Source organism: uncultured Shewanella sp. (genome assembly GCF_947501665.1).
Lineage (GTDB): Bacteria > Pseudomonadota > Gammaproteobacteria > Enterobacterales > Shewanellaceae > Shewanella.
Genome location: NZ_CANMWS010000010.1, coordinates 140,130 through 158,556 on the forward strand (window position 1 = coordinate 140,130; position 18,427 = coordinate 158,556).

Consider the following 18,427-nt stretch of genomic DNA (forward strand, 5'->3'; position numbering starts at 1 on the left):
TTTGTTGATGAGCTTAGACCTCTTCCGCACTTGGCGCTCGCATGGCTTGCCACCAAGCCTCGTCAGCGACAATTTGCCCTTGATTGTCGATGGCAGGATAAGGCAGGTTTTTACGCTTGCAGGCTTTAGCGTAAATGGGGTGGCCTTGTTCAAAGAGTTTTATCTGACAATAGTCATGACTGAGTTTGCACTCTCCATACATGCCTGCTACTTGGCGTTGGCGCTGGGCTTCATACATGACCAGTGCAGCGGCAACTGACACATTGAGCGATTGCACCATGCCTTGCATGGGAATAATAATATGTTGATCGGCGCTTTCAATGCCCTCTTGGCTCACACCGTCACGCTCGTTTCCCAGTAATACAACCGTTGGGCGAGTATAATCAATCTCTCTAAAGTCTATCGCTGTATTCGAGAAGTTGGTGGCTAAAATTTGCATGCCTTTGTTGCGAAAGGCACTGACGGCCTCATCCATATGATGGTGTTTTACGGTTTTAACCCATTGCTGGCTGCCAGATGCCGTATTGCCAGAGACGCGCATTTCAATGTCAGGCCAAACCGCATGGATTTCATGAATGCCAACGGCGTCAGCGGTACGGATCACCGCCGCAATATTATTGCACTTATGAACCTTGTCTAAGCAAAGAGTAAGATCAGGCTGGCGATTATTGAGCATGGTATTGATGCGATTGAAGCGTTCTGGACTCATGATTTATTATAGTATTCTTGTTGTGAAAGTCGGTGATACAAAAAGAGCGCCTTAGCGCCCTTGTTTTATGGTACTTGAAGATAACAGAGATTAAAGCTCCATTATGCCATCCATTTCAACCAGTGAATCTTTTGGCAGTTGCTTGACACCAATGGCAGCGCGAGCGGGGAAAGGTTGTTTAAAATATTGCCCCATGATTTCGTTAACGGTAGCAAAATGACTTAAGTCAGTTAAAAAGATATTGAGTTTTACAATATCGCTCAGTTGACCACCAGCGGCTTGGCATACTGCAGTTAGGTTTTCAAACACTTGCACCACTTGAGGGGCAAATTCTTCACTGACCATTTGCATGGTGTCAGGCACGAGTGGGATCTGCCCCGATAAATACACAGTACTGCCCACTTTGACGGCTTGAGAATAGGTGCCAATTGCTTGAGGGGCTTTATCCGTTGCAATAATAGTTTTTTCTGCCATGACGTTCTCTCTAAAAAGTTGATTATCGATTTCGTGAAGTACGCAAAACTTCAGGGAGCACCCGAATTCTGCGCATGACATTTGCTAAATGAATACGATCTTTCACTGAAACACGTAAATTAATTAAAAATACGCGACCATCCCGCTCTTCAGTGCTGAGATTATGAATGTTCGACCCTTCAGCGGCAACAATCGAGGTGATTTTGGCTAACGCACCTTGATGATTAACAATTTCAATACGCAGATTAGCTTGGTATTCTTCACCGTCACCAGTATCCCATTCAACCGCAATGTATTTATTGGGTTCGTCCTGATAACCGCGAATATTGGCACAGCTTTCCATGTGGATGACGAGCCCTTTTCCTGGGCTGACATGGGCAATGACCGCATCACCGGGAATAGGGCGGCAACAGTTGGCAAACGTCACCAGCATGCCTTCGGCGCCGCGAATAGACATAGTATGGGTATCTTTGTCTTTTGCATCTTCGATGTGCGCGCCAATGAGACGTTGGGCAATCACAATGCTCATGGCATTACCTAAACCGATATCGGCGAGTAGTGTCTCTAGAGACTCATGTTTGGTATCGGTGAGCACTTGATCTATTTGCTCTTGAGGAATGCAATCTAGGCTATGCTCACCCAGTGCGTGATTGAGTAAACGCTTGCCTAAGGTCACCGCATCATCGGCTTTGAGGTTTTTCAATAAATGACGAATTTTAGCGCGGGCTTTACCTGTGACGACAAAATTAAGCCAAGCGGCGTTGGGTCTGACCCCTTTTGCCGTAATGATCTCGACGGTTTGCCCTGAAATAAGTGGCTGACTTAATGGATAAGCTTGGCGGTTGACGCGAGCGCCAACACAGGTATTGCCCACATCGGTATGTACTTCATAGGCAAAATCGACAGCGGTGGCACCAACAGGCAGTTCTAAAATACGGCCTTCAGGGGTGAAGACATAAATTTCTTCAGGAAAGAGTTCTGTTTTAACGTTTTCAACAAATTCAAATGACGTGCTGGCACTTTGTTGTAGTTCTAATAAGCTTTGCATCCACTTACGAGCACGAAGCTGGGTTGTCGTGCCTTGCTCTTGAGCGCCACCTTTTTTATAAAGCCAGTGTGCTGCCACCCCTTTATCGGCCATTTGGTCCATATCTTCGGTACGAATTTGTATTTCAACAGGTACGCCTAATGGACCAAAAAGTGAGGTATGTAATGACTGGTAACCGTTGGCTTTAGGAATGGCAATATAATCTTTAAAACGGCCGGGCCTAGGTTTATATAAGCCATGCATAGCGCCCATCACGCGATAGCAAGTATCGATGGAATCTACAATAATACGAAAAGCATAAATATCCATGACCTCTTGGAATTGTAGCTCTTTGTTTTTCATTTTATTGTAGATGGAATAGAGGTTTTTCTCGCGGCCTTTGACTTTACCAATAAGTTGCGTGTCTTCTAAGCGAGTACCAATGGCTCCTTCAATGCTAGCAATGAGCTCATTGCGATTGCCCCTTGCCGCTTTAACGACTTCTTTGAGTACGCGATGGCGCATGGGGTAATAAGCTTGAAAGCCTAAATCTTCCAATTCAGTCTTGATATTGTGAATACCGAGACGGTTGGCGATGGGGGCGTAAATCTCTAAGGTTTCGCGAGCAATTCGGCGTCGCTTATCGGGACGTAAGGCCCCTAAGGTGCGCATATTGTGCGTTCTATCGGCGAGCTTAATCAGAATGACACGAATATCTTGTGTCATGGCCATCATCATTTTGCGAAAGTTTTCGGCTTGAGCCTCTTTCTTATCGCGAAATTTAAGCTTATCGAGTTTCGATACTCCTTCGACTAATTCAGCAACGGCGTCACCAAAAAGCTCAGCGAGTTCTTCTCGCGTAACAGGTGTGTCTTCAATGGTATCGTGGAGTAAAGCGGCCATCAGCGTCTCATGATCGAGACGCATCTCAGCCAGTATGCGGGCAACCGCAACGGGATGGGTAATATAAGGTTCGCCACTCGTGCGCATCTGACCTTCATGGGCAGCATGTGCTACCTTGTAGGCCTTTATGAGTAATTCTAGCTGCTCTTGCTCTAAATAAGCGGAAGCAGACTCCCTAAGACCTTCAAACAGATACAAGTGGCACTACTCCTTATATGATATGGCTACGACCTTCAGCAATGGCAGCCACAGCAGCAATTTCAGCCGCTTCACGTTCACGAACGGTTTGGCGTTCAGCAGCATCCAATGTATCTGCTGTAACAAGGCCTAATTCGATTTCACGTAAAGCAATAACCGTAGGCTTATCGTTCTCTTCATCAACCATAGGGTCTTTACCCTGAACGGCGATTTGGCGAGCACGACGCGCTGCAACTAGGATCATGTCAAAACGGTTGCCGATTTGTTCTACGGCGTCTTCTACAGTTACGCGAGCCATGTGATGAAACTCCAATGTGTTATCGATTGAAAAAATGACGCAGAATTGTACACTATGCGAGCTACTCTGCCAACAGATCTTTAAGCATACCATCATGTGCATGAATTTGGCTAGTCGCCGTAAGCCTTTGGCTGTGAATAATGGCCAATAAATCCTGTTGTGCGGTAATAAAGTTGTCATTGATGATGACATAATCATATTCATCATAATGGGACATTTCTGATACGGCTTGTGCCATGCGACTGCTAATGACCTCAGCGCTATCCTGTCCACGTCCGGTTAAGCGGCGTTCGAGTTCGCTTTTTGATGGGGGTAAGATGAACACGCCAATGGCGTCGGGCATGATTTTTTTGACTTGTTGTGCCCCTTGCCAATCAATATCTAAAAAGACATCAATACCTTGATTTAATGTATTTTCAATTGCAATCCTAGACGTCCCGTAAAAATTGCCGAACACTTCAGCCCATTCAAAAAAGGCGCCTTCTTCGATCAGTGACTTAAAATCATCAGGGGCTACAAAATGATAGTGCGTGCCATCCACTTCACCTTGCCGAGGTTGGCGGGTGGTGTGAGACACTGAGACCTGCATATCGGTTGGCTGATTTTCCAGTAAAGCAGAGATAAGCGATGATTTACCTGCGCCACTGGGGGCTGAGACAATAAATAAATTTCCGCGAGCGGTCATTGAAGAATACCTGATAATGAAAACCTGAATATGATCTGAGCAGTATAATATGGGTGAGACTTTGAATGCTATACCTACTTTTATGACACTGTTTTTTTACTGTTAAAGCAGAAAACAGTTTGGTTACTAATTGTCGCTAACTTGTTACTGAAGCATTTTAAAATCGGACCATGCATAAACAGAGGTAAAACAATATGAATTTCTGGAGAAAAATAACGATGGCACCTGACTTTTTGGGTTTTATTCGCTAGGCTATTTCCGCCGGAAGTGTATTTCCCCTGTTACGGAAGGAGCACTTCCGTATCTATACCCGTGATACTTCAAGCTGCAGGATTCAGTTGGAATGAAAAGTCTTTTAGACAAGGCATTAAACATCGAGCCTAGTCATTCTAAGTTGATGTTGAATAACACAGTATAAAAGGCTTTTAAACCAGTCCTTTGGAAGTGTGTAAAATCACCTACTTCTGCGTTGTATTATCTTAAAAGGCCATAGCATTTCGGTAATAATACGCCTTGAATTAGGCACTTTTACACACTCTGAAAACATGCATCTTGGAGTATCACGGGTATATAATAATTAATAAGCCTATTTTTAGAGTGAGTGAATAACATTATGCAGTTTATCTCTCTTTGGTGTGTGAAAGGTTATGATAATGGTGTAAGAAGTGCAGTTATTACTGGGAGTATTTACTGTATTATTTTGTTGTTGAGTTTATTATTAGGACCAACAGCTTGGTTATTTTTTTTCGGTGTTTTATTGACGCCTATTTTACTATTGACTCATCGGCGTCGTTTACGAGATAGCGATTATCCAGGGCAATGGATTTGGCTTCCTTTATTGCCTTTTATTGGTGTCATCGCCACGCTTGTTACCAGTGACAATACGGTTTTATTGCTGGTTTTTATCAGTATAGCCGTTGGAATGATGTTATATTTCTCAAGCTTAAAAGCGAATAGAAAACGTGTGTATACTCAAGGGTATGCTGGGCGAAGTATTCAATTACATAGAGGAAACACGGGATTGAGTCAAAACCATAGAAGTAAAAAGCGCGTTGAGCCGACGCTTTCATCTGAGGTTAATCAGCCTTATCAAAGTGAGCAAAGTCAAGACAGCCCTTCTCATTCTTCTTCGCCGCAAGAGATAACAGCAACACAAGCGTTATCCATTCCTTCTGATGACATTAATTCAGCGAAAATAACGGAGCCTGTAGAATCTTCGCTTTTGCAACAGTCTGCCATAGAAAACCATGATGCCGCGGATCAAGGTGAAACATCAGCAGCAAATCAATGTTTCAATTCTGATGGACATGAGCAACGAGAGAGTTGTACACCTGCTGATGAAAGTGCCACTCAACAGACAAAGTGGTCTCGTAAATGGCCATTTATTAGTCAAGATTTACTCAGTAGGCTGAGAGTTAACCTCAATGAAATTAAAGATAAAATTCAAAAAAGCGATCGAAAAGTCATCATTTATGCGTCAAGCGTATTTGTATTGGCTTTGATGCTTGTATTCTGGTTAAGTATTAATCGTGATGGCAGTGCAGAGCTCACGCAAGCCAGTGCGTCATTGCCTGAGCCATTGGTTGAGCGTCATGAAGCGAAGTTACCAGACGGTTTTAGTTTAGTTTTTGAAAATAATATTCTTATTATGCGCTGGTTAGGTGAAGTACAAGATCCACAAGAATTATGGTCATTGGCGCAAGCGAAAGGGGATAAAACCTGTGCTGAACTCACTTTTAATAATGGGGTTAAGTATCGGCCTTTAAGTGTGGTTATTAAGCCCGATACCGCCATAGAAGCGCGTTTTTCCCCGTTAGATAATGCAGCCATTATTACCGATGTCGCAAAGCGCGGGAGCGTCAGTTTATGTGGTTATCAATTCAGTTTAAAAGGCAGTTTAGCCGTACTGGGAAAAAATCCAATCTTTGGGGACTATTTATAAAAAGGTGAGTCTGTCTTAGCAATAACAATAACAATAACAATAACAAGGATAAGCATGGATACGGGGGTGACCCATTTTATTAAGCAAGATGTGTTGCCTCATTTTGGCCTTCAGTGGTTAGAATGGGGCGATGAATTGACCTTGTCCCCATTGGGAAATGGGCATATCAATGACACTTTTTTGGTCAAATGGCCTCAAGGGGCAATGGTATTGCAAAGAATCAATACTCATGTGTTTACTTGTCCCAAAAGCGTGATGGATAATCTTCATCTTATTTACCACAATTTAGTGGAGCAGCCCCAAGCGCATTCAAGTCTACACACTCGTTATCAGCTTAATGTTGCTCGTCCATTAATGACCCAATCTGAACAATCGATGTTAGATTTGGAAGACAAGGGTGTTTGGCGTGGCATGGAATACTTAGAGAATAGTTACTGTATAGAAGAAGTGGAGACCCCTAAACAAGCGGAAATTGCAGCGCAAGCTTTTGCACATTTTAGCCGTCATTTAATGACGGTGACACCCAATAAGATGCAAGAGGTGATCCCTGATTTTCATCATTTAGCCTTGAGATTGGAGCAATTAACACAGACAGTTGAAGCTGATCCTTATAACAGACTGCAATATTGCCGACCTTGGGTTGAATTTGTTAAGGAGCAATCGGGTTTTGTTGATGAAGTGAATGCTGTTTTACCTACTTTGCCCCAACGAATTTGCCATAATGACACAAAAATTAATAATTTACTTTTTAATAAGCAAGATATGACAGCGATGGCGGTTATCGATCTTGATACGTGTATGTCAGGTTATTTGTTGTATGACTTTGGTGATATGGTGCGAGCCTTTTGCTCTACCGTACCAGAGGACTCCGCTGATCTTCATTTGTTAGATGTGAGTGAACCCATTTTTGCGGCGCTTTGTAAAGGTTACTTGTCAGAGTTAGGGGCCGATATTTCTGCAAGAGAAAAGCAAAGTCTATGGCTGGGAGCGAGACTAATGTGTTTTATGCTGGGAGTGCGTTTTTTAACAGATTATCTAGTAGGCGATCGCTATTTTACCGTTCACCGTGCAGCACATAACTTACAAAGAGCTGCCAATCAATTAACATTTTATAAGAAACTCCTTAAACAAGAAGCGCATTTTATTCGATATCTGTCTGATACGTAAATGCTGGGATTGATCTTATCACTTTCATCGGAGTAGCATGATGGCTCTACATGAATTGTGGGCGGTGATATGAATAACTTTAATCAGAGTAGTCATGACTATCAATTAAATGCAATTGGGCAGCAGCGTGCTTTTGATAAGACATTTTCTTTACTTAAACAGAAAGTCACATTACATTCATCTGTGATGGATCTTGGCTGTGGTCCTGGCACTTTTACTCGCCAACTGGCGGATATGACGAATGCAAGTGTCATCGGACTCGATATTTCTTCTAAAATGATTGAAAAAGCCAATCAAACTCACCAAAAATCGAATTTATCGTTTAAGCAGCAAGATATAGAAACACTGGATCTTCATCATCAGTACGATGTTATTTTCGCCAATTCATCGCTTTACTACATTAGAAATCGTATCACGAGTTATGAAAAAATTGCCGCCGCATTAACCGAAAAAGGGGCCTTTATTGCACAAATGGCCTATGGTCCTGATTTCACTTCATGTTTTGCTAAAGCCTTAAACGGTGTACTCATGACCCATAAGGAGATAAGGCAGGTAATGAGGCATTATCAAGCCGATATCTTTTTTTATAATGATGAAACGCAATTAACAAGAGATTTTTTATTGGCCGGACTGAATCTCGTGTCATTGGAGGCTGAAAACCAAGCGTTAATATTGAGTGTCGATGAGACAATGCAGCAATATGATTCCAATGTTTTTTTAAGTATTTTAAATCCCCTAAATTATACCGATCCGAGTTTGATTACCGCAGATTTTTGTCAGCAATTTCGCTCATTGATGCGTACTGAATTTGAAAAAATGACCGATGAAGCAGGCAAGTTGACTGTGGTGTATCCCAGAATGTATATCGTAGCAGAAAGAATGGGTTAAAAAGGAAAAATGATCACAGTGAAAACCTGCCAGTCTTTATCAATATTGCGCTTGCCAAGTATGGCGTTGACCACTTTATTCTTACTTGCGGGATGTGCATCGGATCCCCATGAGGCTGACGCGCCCAAGCTTGGCTCCGGTGCCAGTTTTATGCAAATTGCTTGTATCGATTTTACCGATACGGATAAAGCGAAAATAGAAGCCGATCTGCAAAAGTATCAAAATTGGACCCAAATTTATGCTGTCGACGATGTGACCTTAAATGATGCCATACCGAAAGATGCCAATTTGAACAGTCTTCCATCTCAAGGTATGGTTTGCTTTGAAAAGCCGGAGGAAGTTGATTAGTGGCTTAACAAGGAAGAACCACTGAATATTCAAACAAATTGAATATGAGAATTGTGTTGAAGCGCCACCTTTTGATTTATCTCATCGGCAAAAGGTTGTGATAGTTGATTGTCTTTAGCGTACCAATTAATCATTTGTGTAGCATGGGTTCCCCAGTGATTTTCTAAATCAGTTCTTGGCATCAGAGGCATAATGGTTTGTCGTAGTGCGATATCTTGATCGCCAACAAAATCAAATATTTTCATTTGATTAGCGACCCACTCTTGCACAAGTTTAGGTTCTTGACTGAACTTTATGAGTGTTTCAGGCGATAGAAGATTGAAGTTTAATCTATCTAAATTACCTGAGCGAATGCCTGTTGCTTTAAAATCAGATGCTGTGACTGTTTGTGGGGTTAATTTTTTATTTGGATCTCTTTGAACATATTCAATATGTTTTATGGCATCTTCTGGTGGAAGCTTGCTTAAGTCTTTCGATAAAAATTTGGCGCCATTGGTCAGTGGCTGTTTTTTTATCTCTTCCATTTCCGTTTGATAATTACCAAGTGAAAATGTGCTATTAAATAGATTTTGTTTTTCATTATCGATGAGTTTGATGTTGAGTTCAAAGACGTCAGAGTCAATAATGGGGAGTTCTTGTTGTAATAGCTTCCGATCAAAATGACAGCTGACTTCCAGATTGTCTCGGTATTTTGGCTGCAATGCGTTTCTAAGTGTGGTTAATGCGTCAATTTTTTCAAGTAACTGCTTGCTGGTCAATGGTGTACCACTATCATGAGTCAATGTATACAATGACTCAAAAGCTTTATCTATATGCGTAATTTCTAACCAATCTGTGATTTTAGCAAATATTGTTCTCGCAGCTTTTGCCTCATCTAGCGACGTAGCCTGACTTATTTTACTTAAGCTGTCCTCATCAATATTAGCGTTAAAAGCATTCCAATCATGTGTTTTAATCGTAAGTGCATCTGTCATGTCTAAGAACCTTCATTGAATGAGTGACAGTATTGTTACTCTCAGTTATTTTGATGGCTATCAAAAAAAGCCCTTTTTATCATTTTTGTGTCTTTGTTTTGAGAATACTGTTTTACAGAGCGAATAGATTAATGTGGTTTGCTGCTCTTATTGTTAATAATTCCTCTCGACTAAAGTCGAGTGTGTTTTTTAGAAGTTTGTGATTAATCTGATAGCCCTATGTGGTCGTTTTTGCAACAATAACACTATCGTAAAAGGTGGGGTTGATCGCTAAACAAGGGTATATGAACAGGTTAATGCATGATAGATTTTAGAGATAAATGGTTAAAAGGGCTTAAAATTAGCGGAACTGATCAATTTTTCACGTTTGATGAAAAGGGGATTTGTCAGCTGGCGCTCAATGATGACATGCTTATTACGCTATTTAAACCTGAAGCGGGTTATCAAGTCACGATTTTTGGCCAATTTCATGTGGGAGAGCTGTCACCTTCTATGCAACAAAGTATGCTTATTGCCAATAGAAATAACGCAATTAATTCGACACCTATTATTTCACTGTCTGAAAATGCGAATGCGTTAGAAGTACACCTAGTACTCAATCAGCAAGAACTCAAACTCAAGCCCATTGTGAGTCTTGAAAAAGTCATTAAGTCGCTTAAGCACTGGCGAGAACAGATTCAAAATGAAGTTGGGACACCACAGCGTCTTCAGCAAAATCAAGTCAATAAAAAACAGCAATCCACATCGAATCATATCCACTTTATTTAATTAAGAGAGAGTATTATGTCTGGTATTATGTCCAGTATTATGCCTGATGTAGGTATTAATACTTCCACATCAATGGTTAACTTTTTAGCTGAAGAACAGCAAAAATTAACAGAGACCTTGATCCAAGGAATTTTAGAAGGTATTCCTGATAGTGAATACATTCGGGAACTTAAACAAGCTGCTGTAGCTGAATATATTCAAAAAAGTCAGCAGGTTTCATCTGAATTAACCAGTTTATCGTCAACAACCTATGATTTTTTTGCAACGAAAAGCAATACGGATGGCCATTTAGCTGATTCAAAGTCAACCTATGGAAAAGACATTAAATCCTCACCAAAGCAAGACAGCGAAGAATGGCGTGGGAGAATGCAAAACTTACAGGGAGTGAGAAGTGAAGTCGGTGAAGTGACAGGCGTACAAGATAATAATCGCTTCTAATACCGTTTTTAGGTACATTGGCCACTTCAGCTTGATGTGAAAATTGATGGAAGAGATCTCTTGAATCTATTTGAAGTGGTGTGTTTGTTCCTCACCTTATTGATCGGCATTAGTATTATCATCTCGACATTAAGGACGGGGATTTCACCTATGCCCAGTAGTTATAGAGTGCGTAAAGCGATGCTTGAACAGCTAGATATGACAGCGCAGGTGAGTCATGTGGCCGACTTAGGCTCGGGGTGGGGGCATTTAGGAATAGCGGTCGCTAAAGCGCATCCACATATTCAGGTTATTGGGTTTGAGGTCTCTTTTTTTCCTTGGCTCGTGTCAGTTTTATGGGCCAAATGTGAGGGTTTGAGTAATGTGACCTTTAAGCGACAGAATTTTTTATTGGCGGATCTGCCGGTATTTCAGGTTTATTATTGCTATTTATTTCCTAAAGGCATGCAAAGTCTGTCCCGAGTGCTGCAGCAACAAAAGTTAGCTGAGTTAACAGAAGGAGGCAGTATTGTAATGCCGCCGCGCCATTTGATCAGTAATACTTTTGCGTTACCGGATCATCATCCCAGAAGTATGACGACGATGACCGATATGTATCGCACTAAGGTTTATACCTATCATTTATAGTGATAAAGCAGATGAGCGCTTATCAAGGCATTTAAGATTGCTCAAAAACCTTCAACACCACTTGGGCCACTTTGTCTAATTCCTCTTTGCTGGCACCATTAGTTACTTGCACGGCCATACCTTGTAAGACGGTGACGAGGTATTTTGCTAAAACGCATGGATTGATGTCGTCGGGTAAATCACCTTCTTGATGGGCCCGCACAAATCGTTGATAGAGCTTTTCTTCATTTTCGCGGCGTCGTTGAATGAGTGCTTCTTTGACACTGGCACCCGCTTCACTACAGGCCAAGGCACTTTGTACGATAATGCAGCCTTGAGGATGATCGGTATTGGTTAAGCTCATCGCTGCGCCTTTGAGCATGAATAAGGCGACTTCATAGGCTGTTTCTTGCTCCAGAGCGGGTAGAAAATACCCACATGGGCGTTGCTCATACAGCTCAATTGCTTTTAAAAACAGTTGTTCTTTATTACCAAAAGCTGAGTACAAGCTGGGTTTGTTAATGCCCATTGCCTGGGTTAAATCAGCTAGCGAGGCCCCTTCATAGCCTTTACGCCAAAAAACATCTAATGCTTTTTCTAATGCTTGTTCTAGATCAAAGGCGCGAGGACGGCCGACTGACTGACCATTACACATGGGTGACATATTGTATTCCTCATTTTGGGTCGCATAGGACGCATTCATTGTCATTTAAGAATATGCGGCCATTGCATATTAATTTGCCCGATTGTCCATTCGTTTTTGGCGATTTTGCTTATTTTATCACATAAAAAAGATATTTTCATACCAATCAGTACAAAAAATGTTGACAGAAATTAAAAAATCTTTATATTTACCGATCGGTACATAAACATATTATTCATCTTTGAATTATCTCAGTTCAAGGGGAGAGGATACATTTAGGGGCTTTGTCATGAGTAAACAATACACTGTGAGACTTTTTATTTTGAGCAGCATTACAGCTTTAGTGTTAACTGCTTGTGGCGGCTCTGAAGTGGCAGCACCTGCAGCCGCCGCGATGCCAGCGCCCACTGTTGATGTAGCTAATGTGGTCTCACAACGGATCACCGAGTGGGATGAATTCACGGGGCGTTTACAGGCTCCTCAAACGGTTCAGCTCATGCCGAGAGTATCGGGTTATATTCAAAAAGTGAATTTTAAAGAAGGCGCATTAGTCAGCGAAGGTGAATTATTATTTCAAATCGATGCTGCACCTTTTAAAACAGAAGTGTTACGCCTGCAGGCACAGTTGAAGAGTGCGAAAGCGGCGAAAAAACTGGCTGATAGCGAGTATGCCAGAGCTGATAAATTGTTTAAAAAACAAGCCGTATCTGAAGAAACTCTAGAAGCGCGTTTGGCGACTAAGCATCAAGCTGAAGCGAGCGTTAATTCACAGCAAGCAGCATTGAATCGCGCGCAGTTAGATTTAGCCTATACGCAAATTAACGCGCCTATTACCGGTCGAGTTTCTTATGCACAAGTGACAGCCGGTAACTATGTGACCGCTGGGCAGAGTGAGCTGACGCGTATCGTGTCCACCGAAAAAATGTATGCGTACTTTGATGTGGATGAGCAAAGTTATTTAGGTTACACCCAATTGATGAATAAAGCCCGTTTAAAGGGCGAGCAAACCCAAGGCAGTCAAGTGTATATGGCGTTGGCAAATGATAAAAGTTATCGTCATTTAGGGCATATTGATTTTGTCGATAATGCCGTTAATCCTCAAACTGGCACCATACGTTTGCGTGCCACATTTAATAATGACGATCAAAGCTTATTACCGGGCTTATTTGCTCGTATTAAGTTAATGAGTGGTGATGCTTATCAAGGGGTACTTATTGACGAAAAAGCCATTGGAACGGATTTAAATAATAAATTTGTCTTAGTGGTTAACGATGAGCAGACACTGGAATATCGTCCTGTTGTTTTAGGCGAGAAAATCAATGGACTGCGTATTGTTAGTCGAGGCTTAGCAGCAAAAGATAACATTGTTGTAAATGGCTTGCAGCGTGTTAGACCCAGCATGAAAGTCACGCCAAATAAAGTCGAAATGGCCACACAAGCACAGTTAACTCAATTACAGCGTGAGCAACAATTTTTTGATGCAAATAGTGACGATGCGCTCACAGTTAATACGGCTTCACAACAAAATCGCGGATAAAAGGAGCGGTTGAATGTTTTCGCAATTTTTTATTAAAAGGCCGATTTTTGCGGCCGTGATCTCAATGATTTTTGTGATCACAGGCATGATTGCTGTTTGGCAATTACCCATTACAGAATACCCAGAAGTGGTGCCACCTACTGTTGTCGTGACGGCAAATTATCCCGGTGCGAACCCGAAAGTGATTGCCGATACCGTTGCATCACCACTTGAGCAAGAAATTAATGGAGTAGAAGACATGTTATACATGTCTTCTCAGGCCACCTCTGATGGGGTCATGACACTCACGATTACCTTTGCCATTGGTACCGATGTCGATAGAGCGCAAACACAAGTACAAAGTCGTGTAGATAGAGCGAAGCCGCGTTTACCGCAAGAAGTACAGCGTTTGGGGATCATCACAGAAAAGTCGTCTCCCGATCTCACCATGGTGGTACATTTAACCTCACCAGACGATCGCTATGATATGCTGTATTTGTCTAATTATGCTGCGCTTAATGTCAAAGATGAGTTAGCCCGTATTGAAGGGGTGGGTGCGGTGCGTTTATTTGGGGCTGGAGAATACAGTTTACGTATTTGGCTTGATCCTAATAAAGTGTCGGCTTTAGGTTTATCTCCAACACAAATTATTAGTGCTGTTCGTGAGCAAAACCAGCAAGCGGCTGCAGGAAGCTTGGGCTCTCAACCTAGTGGTGACGCTGATTTCCAATTGCTCATAAACGTCAAAGGGCGTTTAACGACAGTGGAAGAATTTGAAGATATTATTATTCAAGTGGGTCAGCAAGGTGAGGTGACTCGCTTAAAAGATGTGGCAAGAGTTGAGTTAGGCGCATCCAGTTATTCATTACGTTCATTATTGGATAATAAAGATGCCGTTGCTATCCCGATTTTTCAGGCATCAGGCTCTAATGCTATTCAAATATCAGATGATGTGCGCTTGCGAATGGCGCAGTTATCTGAAAACTTTCCCGAAGGTTTAAGTTACTCGATTGTTTACGATCCTACCGTATTCGTTCGGGATTCTATCAAAGCGGTCGTGAAAACATTGCTTGAAGCGGTATTGCTGGTGGTATTAGTGGTGGTGCTGTTTCTACAAACATGGCGCGCCTCGATCATTCCATTAGTGGCAGTACCTGTGTCTTTAATTGGTACTTTTACTTTCATGTACCTATTGGGCTTTTCGCTCAATGCCTTATCTTTATTTGGGCTGGTGCTGGCCATTGGTATTGTGGTTGATGATGCCATTGTGGTGGTGGAAAACGTTGAGCGTAATATTGCCGATGGTTTATCGCCGATTGCCGCCACGCAAAAGGCAATGAAGGAAGTGACTGGGCCGATTGTAGCAACGACATTAGTGTTAGCGGCGGTGTTTATTCCTACCGCATTTATGTCTGGGCTCACAGGGCAGTTTTATAAGCAGTTTGCACTGACCATTACGATTTCGACCTTCATCTCTGCGATTAACTCATTAACTTTGAGTCCTGCATTGTCGGCATTGCTGTTAAAAGGCCGTAATGAGAAAAAAGACATTTTGACACGAGGCATGGATAAAGTCTTTGGTGCTTGGCTATTTACTCCGTTTAACCGTTTCTTTAACCGCGCATCTAACGGTTATGTTTGGTTGGTGAAAAAAGTCATCCGTTTAGGCGCGATTTTTGGTGTGCTGTACATCGGGCTTGTGGGGGTTGCCGGATTACAATTTAACTCAACGCCAACAGGTTATGTACCCGGACAGGATAAGCAGTATTTGATTGCGTTTGCGCAGCTGCCAGATGCCGCCTCGCTGGATAGAACTGAAGCGGTCATTAAAGAAATGTCACGCATTGCCATGGCTCACCCAGGTGTGGCTAATTCGGTCGCGTTTCCTGGCTTGAGCATTAATGGCTTCACCAATAGCCCCAATAGTGGGATTGTGTTTACGCCATTGAAAGACTTTGCCGATCGCACCGATCCCAGTATGTCAGCGAATGCCATTGCAGCGGATTTAAATCGTCAGTTTGCCGGTATTCAAGATGCCTTTATTGCCATTTTTCCGCCTCCACCGGTACAAGGTTTAGGGACGATTGGCGGCTTTAGATTGCAAATTGAAGACCGTGCTAATTTGGGCTACGAAGCATTATATAAAGTCACCATGCAAGTCATGCAAAAAGCGTGGGCCGCACCTGAGTTAACGGGGGTTTTCTCCAGCTACCAAGTGAATGTGCCTCAGCTTGATTTGGATGTGGATCGCACTAAAGCTAAGCAGCAAGGTGTGTCACTCAATGAAGTGTTTCAGACACTACAAGCGTATATGGGATCGACTTATGTCAATGATTTTAATCAGTTTGGCCGAACCTATCAGGTGAATATTCAGGCGGATGAAGCATTCCGTCAAAGTCCGGAGCAAATTAGCCAACTAAAAGTGCCTAATAACCAAGGTGACATGGTGCCACTGGGATCATTTGTGACCGTCAGTAATATTGCAGGGCCCGATCGTGTCATGCATTACAATGGTTTTACCACAGCCGAGTTAAACGGTGGTCCAGCACCAGGTTACAGCTCAGGTGAGGCTCAGGCAGCCATTGAGAAAATCTTAGCTGACACCTTACCAAATGGCATGACTTATGAGTGGACTGAGCTGACATATCAGCAAATATTGGCTGGCAACACAGGTTTGATTGTGTTCCCACTGGTTATTTTACTCGTCTTTATGGTGCTTGCTGCGCAATATGAGAGTTTATCTCTACCGTTAGCCATTATTTTAATCATTCCAATGACCTTATTATCGGCGATAAGCGGTGTCTTGATCTATGGGGGAGATAATAATATTTTCACCCAAATAGGCTTGATTGTACTGGTAGGCTTAGCGACTAAAAATGCAATTTTGATTGTTGAATTTGCGAAAGAGAGGCAAGATGAAGGTGCTACTGCCATGGAAGCCATATTAGATGCGGCACGCTTACGATTACGCCCGATTTTAATGACATCCATTGCCTTTATTATGGGAGTTGTGCCTATGGTCTTCTCAACAGGTGCAGGAGCTGAAATGCGCCAAGCGATAGGGGTTGCGGTGTTTGCTGGTATGATAGGCGTGACAGTATTTGGTTTATTGCTGACGCCACTGTTTTACTTTTTTTTAGCCAGAAGAGGTGAAAAGAGAGTGCAAAAAAGCATTAGCCAGTAACTGGAAAAGCTCTACTCTATTGACTCAATGTTTCTTGTGAGTTCTTCAAAAAATGCGCCTTTAAAGGCGCATTTTTTTATGGGTATTAGCTATCACTCAATTTGGTGAGTCGTTGACAATTCTACTATGCTTAATTTGAGTGATAATAAAGGAGCCCATTATGTATGTTCCCGATATTGATAAAGTAAAAGAGAAAATGACAAAACTCGCGTCATCAGGTGTATTAGCCCAATGGGAGCTGCCTTATGAGAATTTATTAACGCGATTATCGGCGGCTATTTTTTTTGCAGAGGTGTCTGATGAGAGTCAGTTAGAGGCGTTGTCTGCTGATTTTTCTGACTATGAAGACTTTTTGGTGCAAGTTAATCACAAAAAAGAGGATGCGAATACGCTGTCAAGAATGAGTTATCGAATCACTTTTAGTCAAGAAGAGATCGATAGTTATCGAGAAAAATCTGCTGCAGAAAATAACGAATAAAGAACAGAACTCACATTCAGCTTGTGTGAGTTCTGTTATTTGAATTAGTCATGGTAAAACGTATTCGTTTCAATAAACTTATTATTATGTTCTTGAATGTAGCGTTTAAAACGTTCTAGTGAGTCAAAGTCTAAATGAGCGGTACTGAGCATGGTCTCTTTTTCTATGCCTAAGCCTTTCAATTGCATCGGATCGATGTTGGCGGAGACTTCAAGAATATAGCGGCCATTTTTGGGGCTAAAAGTGGCTAAATGATTACTGAATAATTGGCTCACATGGGCACACAGCATGAGACCGTTTGCACCATCAAGCTTTTCTTCTTCACTACAAAGCTCCCAAGATTTAATGTGGGTGGCTGTGAGCATACAGGCGATATCCACTAATGTGACGGCACAATGTTCAGATTGCCATAAATCAATGACGTTACGCCTAAAAATACCTTGTCCAATTCTGTTATTCACCGCCTCAATTTTGTCATTAACGGTGTGTGATGTTTCCAAAATATGGGTTAAATCAAAAGAGAGATCATCTTCAAGTAAATGCTCTTCTTTAAAGTCGGGATCGACTAAATCCATCAGTACATATCGATGGTTAGCATAGTGATGACTAATATCTTTAGGTTCTTTAAACCAGATTAAATCTTTTGGTTTAAATTTGATATTAAATATCGATAAGGCCGGTGTTTCTTTTAATGGGACAGTGTTGATATTTAATTCATTAAGCTGGCCCTGCATTTCGTCTAGCCAACCTTCAGCTTGGTAAGTATCCAATGTGGCTTGAGCATCTTTTTCGGCTAAGCACTGTACTCTTTTGATGTAGCCGACGCAAAGCTTGCGATTATCTTTTAACGTGTATAACCAAATATTCCATTTATTACCTTTTAATCGATTATTTTGGGTATCGATAGCGGGTAAAAAGGCATATTTGAAGCCGTCAATCTGTTTGCTTTGCTCGCCTAACCATTCTTCAAAACTGTAACCCTGGTTATTCTCAAGGCTTTCTTTATCTTGGCTTTTTCCTTCCATGCCAGAAGGGAATGCCCAATGATGGCTATTCCAGCAAATGCGCGTAATTTTATTATCCATATTAAGCTTATCCTTCTCGCTGTTTATTCATACCCATAATTTTAAAAATGAGTTTTAAAAATGAGTATTGCTTTCCTCATACTGCTGCTTTTATAA

General features: G+C 41.9%; 18 protein-coding genes. 10 read left to right on the forward strand and 8 right to left on the reverse strand.

What is annotated here, in order from left to right:
• Positions 1 to 13: 13 nt before the first annotated feature.
• The 5 genes from trmH to gmk form a co-directional block, all read right to left on the reverse strand.
• A complete protein-coding gene (gene trmH / locus Q0976_RS09615) occupies positions 14 to 709 on the reverse strand; it encodes a tRNA (guanosine(18)-2'-O)-methyltransferase TrmH (RefSeq protein ID WP_299493366.1) in 696 nt (231 codons plus the stop codon).
• Positions 710 to 799: 90 nt separating this feature from the next.
• Positions 800 to 1,183: a RidA family protein gene (locus Q0976_RS09620; protein WP_299493368.1), complete on the reverse strand. Its 384-nt coding sequence runs from the start codon at positions 1,181 to 1,183 to the stop codon at positions 800 to 802.
• A 22-nt stretch (positions 1,184 to 1,205) separates the two neighbouring features.
• Positions 1,206 to 3,311, reverse strand: a complete 2,106-nt coding sequence (spoT, locus tag Q0976_RS09625) for a bifunctional GTP diphosphokinase/guanosine-3',5'-bis pyrophosphate 3'-pyrophosphohydrolase (protein ID WP_299493370.1) — start codon at positions 3,309 to 3,311, stop codon at positions 1,206 to 1,208.
• Between the two features lie 13 nt (positions 3,312 to 3,324).
• Entirely contained in the window at positions 3,325 to 3,609 is a 285-nt protein-coding gene (gene rpoZ, locus Q0976_RS09630) for a DNA-directed RNA polymerase subunit omega (RefSeq protein WP_299008236.1), read from the reverse strand.
• Positions 3,610 to 3,670: 61 nt separating this feature from the next.
• The gene (gene gmk, locus Q0976_RS09635; protein WP_299493372.1) at positions 3,671 to 4,294 is read right to left on the reverse strand and encodes a guanylate kinase; all 624 of its coding nucleotides are present in this window, start codon (positions 4,292 to 4,294) and stop codon (positions 3,671 to 3,673) included.
• Positions 4,295 to 4,907: 613 nt separating this feature from the next.
• Between gmk and Q0976_RS09640 the strand changes: the two genes are divergently transcribed.
• From Q0976_RS09640 to Q0976_RS09655, 4 genes are all read left to right on the forward strand, one after another.
• Positions 4,908 to 6,236, forward strand: a complete 1,329-nt coding sequence (locus tag Q0976_RS09640) for a hypothetical protein (protein ID WP_299493374.1) — start codon at positions 4,908 to 4,910, stop codon at positions 6,234 to 6,236.
• A 66-nt stretch (positions 6,237 to 6,302) separates the two neighbouring features.
• The gene (locus Q0976_RS09645; RefSeq protein ID WP_299493444.1) at positions 6,303 to 7,403 is read left to right on the forward strand and encodes an aminoglycoside phosphotransferase family protein; all 1,101 of its coding nucleotides are present in this window, start codon (positions 6,303 to 6,305) and stop codon (positions 7,401 to 7,403) included.
• A 69-nt stretch (positions 7,404 to 7,472) separates the two neighbouring features.
• Positions 7,473 to 8,291: a class I SAM-dependent methyltransferase gene (locus tag Q0976_RS09650; RefSeq protein WP_299493376.1), complete on the forward strand. Its 819-nt coding sequence runs from the start codon at positions 7,473 to 7,475 to the stop codon at positions 8,289 to 8,291.
• Between the two features lie 9 nt (positions 8,292 to 8,300).
• On the forward strand, positions 8,301 to 8,639 hold the full coding sequence (locus tag Q0976_RS09655) for a hypothetical protein (protein WP_299493378.1): 339 nt from the start codon (positions 8,301 to 8,303) through the stop codon (positions 8,637 to 8,639).
• A 29-nt stretch (positions 8,640 to 8,668) separates the two neighbouring features.
• Here the strand turns inward: Q0976_RS09655 and Q0976_RS09660 are convergent, their stop codons facing one another.
• Positions 8,669 to 9,613 (reverse strand): hypothetical protein, encoded by a 945-nt coding sequence (locus tag Q0976_RS09660; RefSeq protein ID WP_299493380.1) that lies wholly within the window; start codon positions 9,611 to 9,613, stop codon positions 8,669 to 8,671.
• A gap of 300 nt (positions 9,614 to 9,913) precedes the next feature.
• On the opposite strand from Q0976_RS09660, the gene Q0976_RS09665 reads away from it, so the two are divergent.
• Genes Q0976_RS09665 through Q0976_RS09675 form a run of 3 tightly spaced genes read left to right on the forward strand, consistent with a single transcriptional unit; the run spans position 9,914 to position 11,446 of the window.
• A complete protein-coding gene (locus Q0976_RS09665) occupies positions 9,914 to 10,381 on the forward strand; it encodes a hypothetical protein (RefSeq protein ID WP_299493382.1) in 468 nt (155 codons plus the stop codon).
• 15 nt (positions 10,382 to 10,396) lie between these two features.
• On the forward strand, positions 10,397 to 10,819 hold the full coding sequence (locus Q0976_RS09670) for a hypothetical protein (protein ID WP_299493384.1): 423 nt from the start codon (positions 10,397 to 10,399) through the stop codon (positions 10,817 to 10,819).
• Positions 10,820 to 10,879: 60 nt separating this feature from the next.
• The gene (locus tag Q0976_RS09675) at positions 10,880 to 11,446 is read left to right on the forward strand and encodes a methyltransferase (protein ID WP_299493386.1); all 567 of its coding nucleotides are present in this window, start codon (positions 10,880 to 10,882) and stop codon (positions 11,444 to 11,446) included.
• Positions 11,447 to 11,477: 31 nt separating this feature from the next.
• Here Q0976_RS09675 and Q0976_RS09680 read toward each other — a convergent pair whose 3' ends face one another.
• Positions 11,478 to 12,089, reverse strand: coding sequence for a TetR/AcrR family transcriptional regulator (locus tag Q0976_RS09680; protein ID WP_299493388.1), 612 nt, complete (start codon positions 12,087 to 12,089; stop codon positions 11,478 to 11,480).
• Positions 12,090 to 12,357: 268 nt separating this feature from the next.
• On the opposite strand from Q0976_RS09680, the gene Q0976_RS09685 reads away from it, so the two are divergent.
• The 3 genes from Q0976_RS09685 (at position 12,358) to Q0976_RS09695 (ending at position 17,246) form a co-directional block, all read left to right on the forward strand.
• The gene (locus Q0976_RS09685) at positions 12,358 to 13,605 is read left to right on the forward strand and encodes an efflux RND transporter periplasmic adaptor subunit (RefSeq protein WP_299493390.1); all 1,248 of its coding nucleotides are present in this window, start codon (positions 12,358 to 12,360) and stop codon (positions 13,603 to 13,605) included.
• 13 nt (positions 13,606 to 13,618) lie between these two features.
• A complete protein-coding gene (locus Q0976_RS09690) occupies positions 13,619 to 16,768 on the forward strand; it encodes a multidrug efflux RND transporter permease subunit (protein ID WP_299493391.1) in 3,150 nt (1,049 codons plus the stop codon).
• 160 nt (positions 16,769 to 16,928) lie between these two features.
• Positions 16,929 to 17,246, forward strand: a complete 318-nt coding sequence (locus Q0976_RS09695; RefSeq protein WP_299493393.1) for a hypothetical protein — start codon at positions 16,929 to 16,931, stop codon at positions 17,244 to 17,246.
• A 44-nt stretch (positions 17,247 to 17,290) separates the two neighbouring features.
• Here Q0976_RS09695 and Q0976_RS09700 read toward each other — a convergent pair whose 3' ends face one another.
• On the reverse strand, positions 17,291 to 18,331 hold the full coding sequence (locus tag Q0976_RS09700) for an HNH endonuclease signature motif containing protein (protein ID WP_299493395.1): 1,041 nt from the start codon (positions 18,329 to 18,331) through the stop codon (positions 17,291 to 17,293).
• Positions 18,332 to 18,427 lie beyond the last annotated feature (96 nt).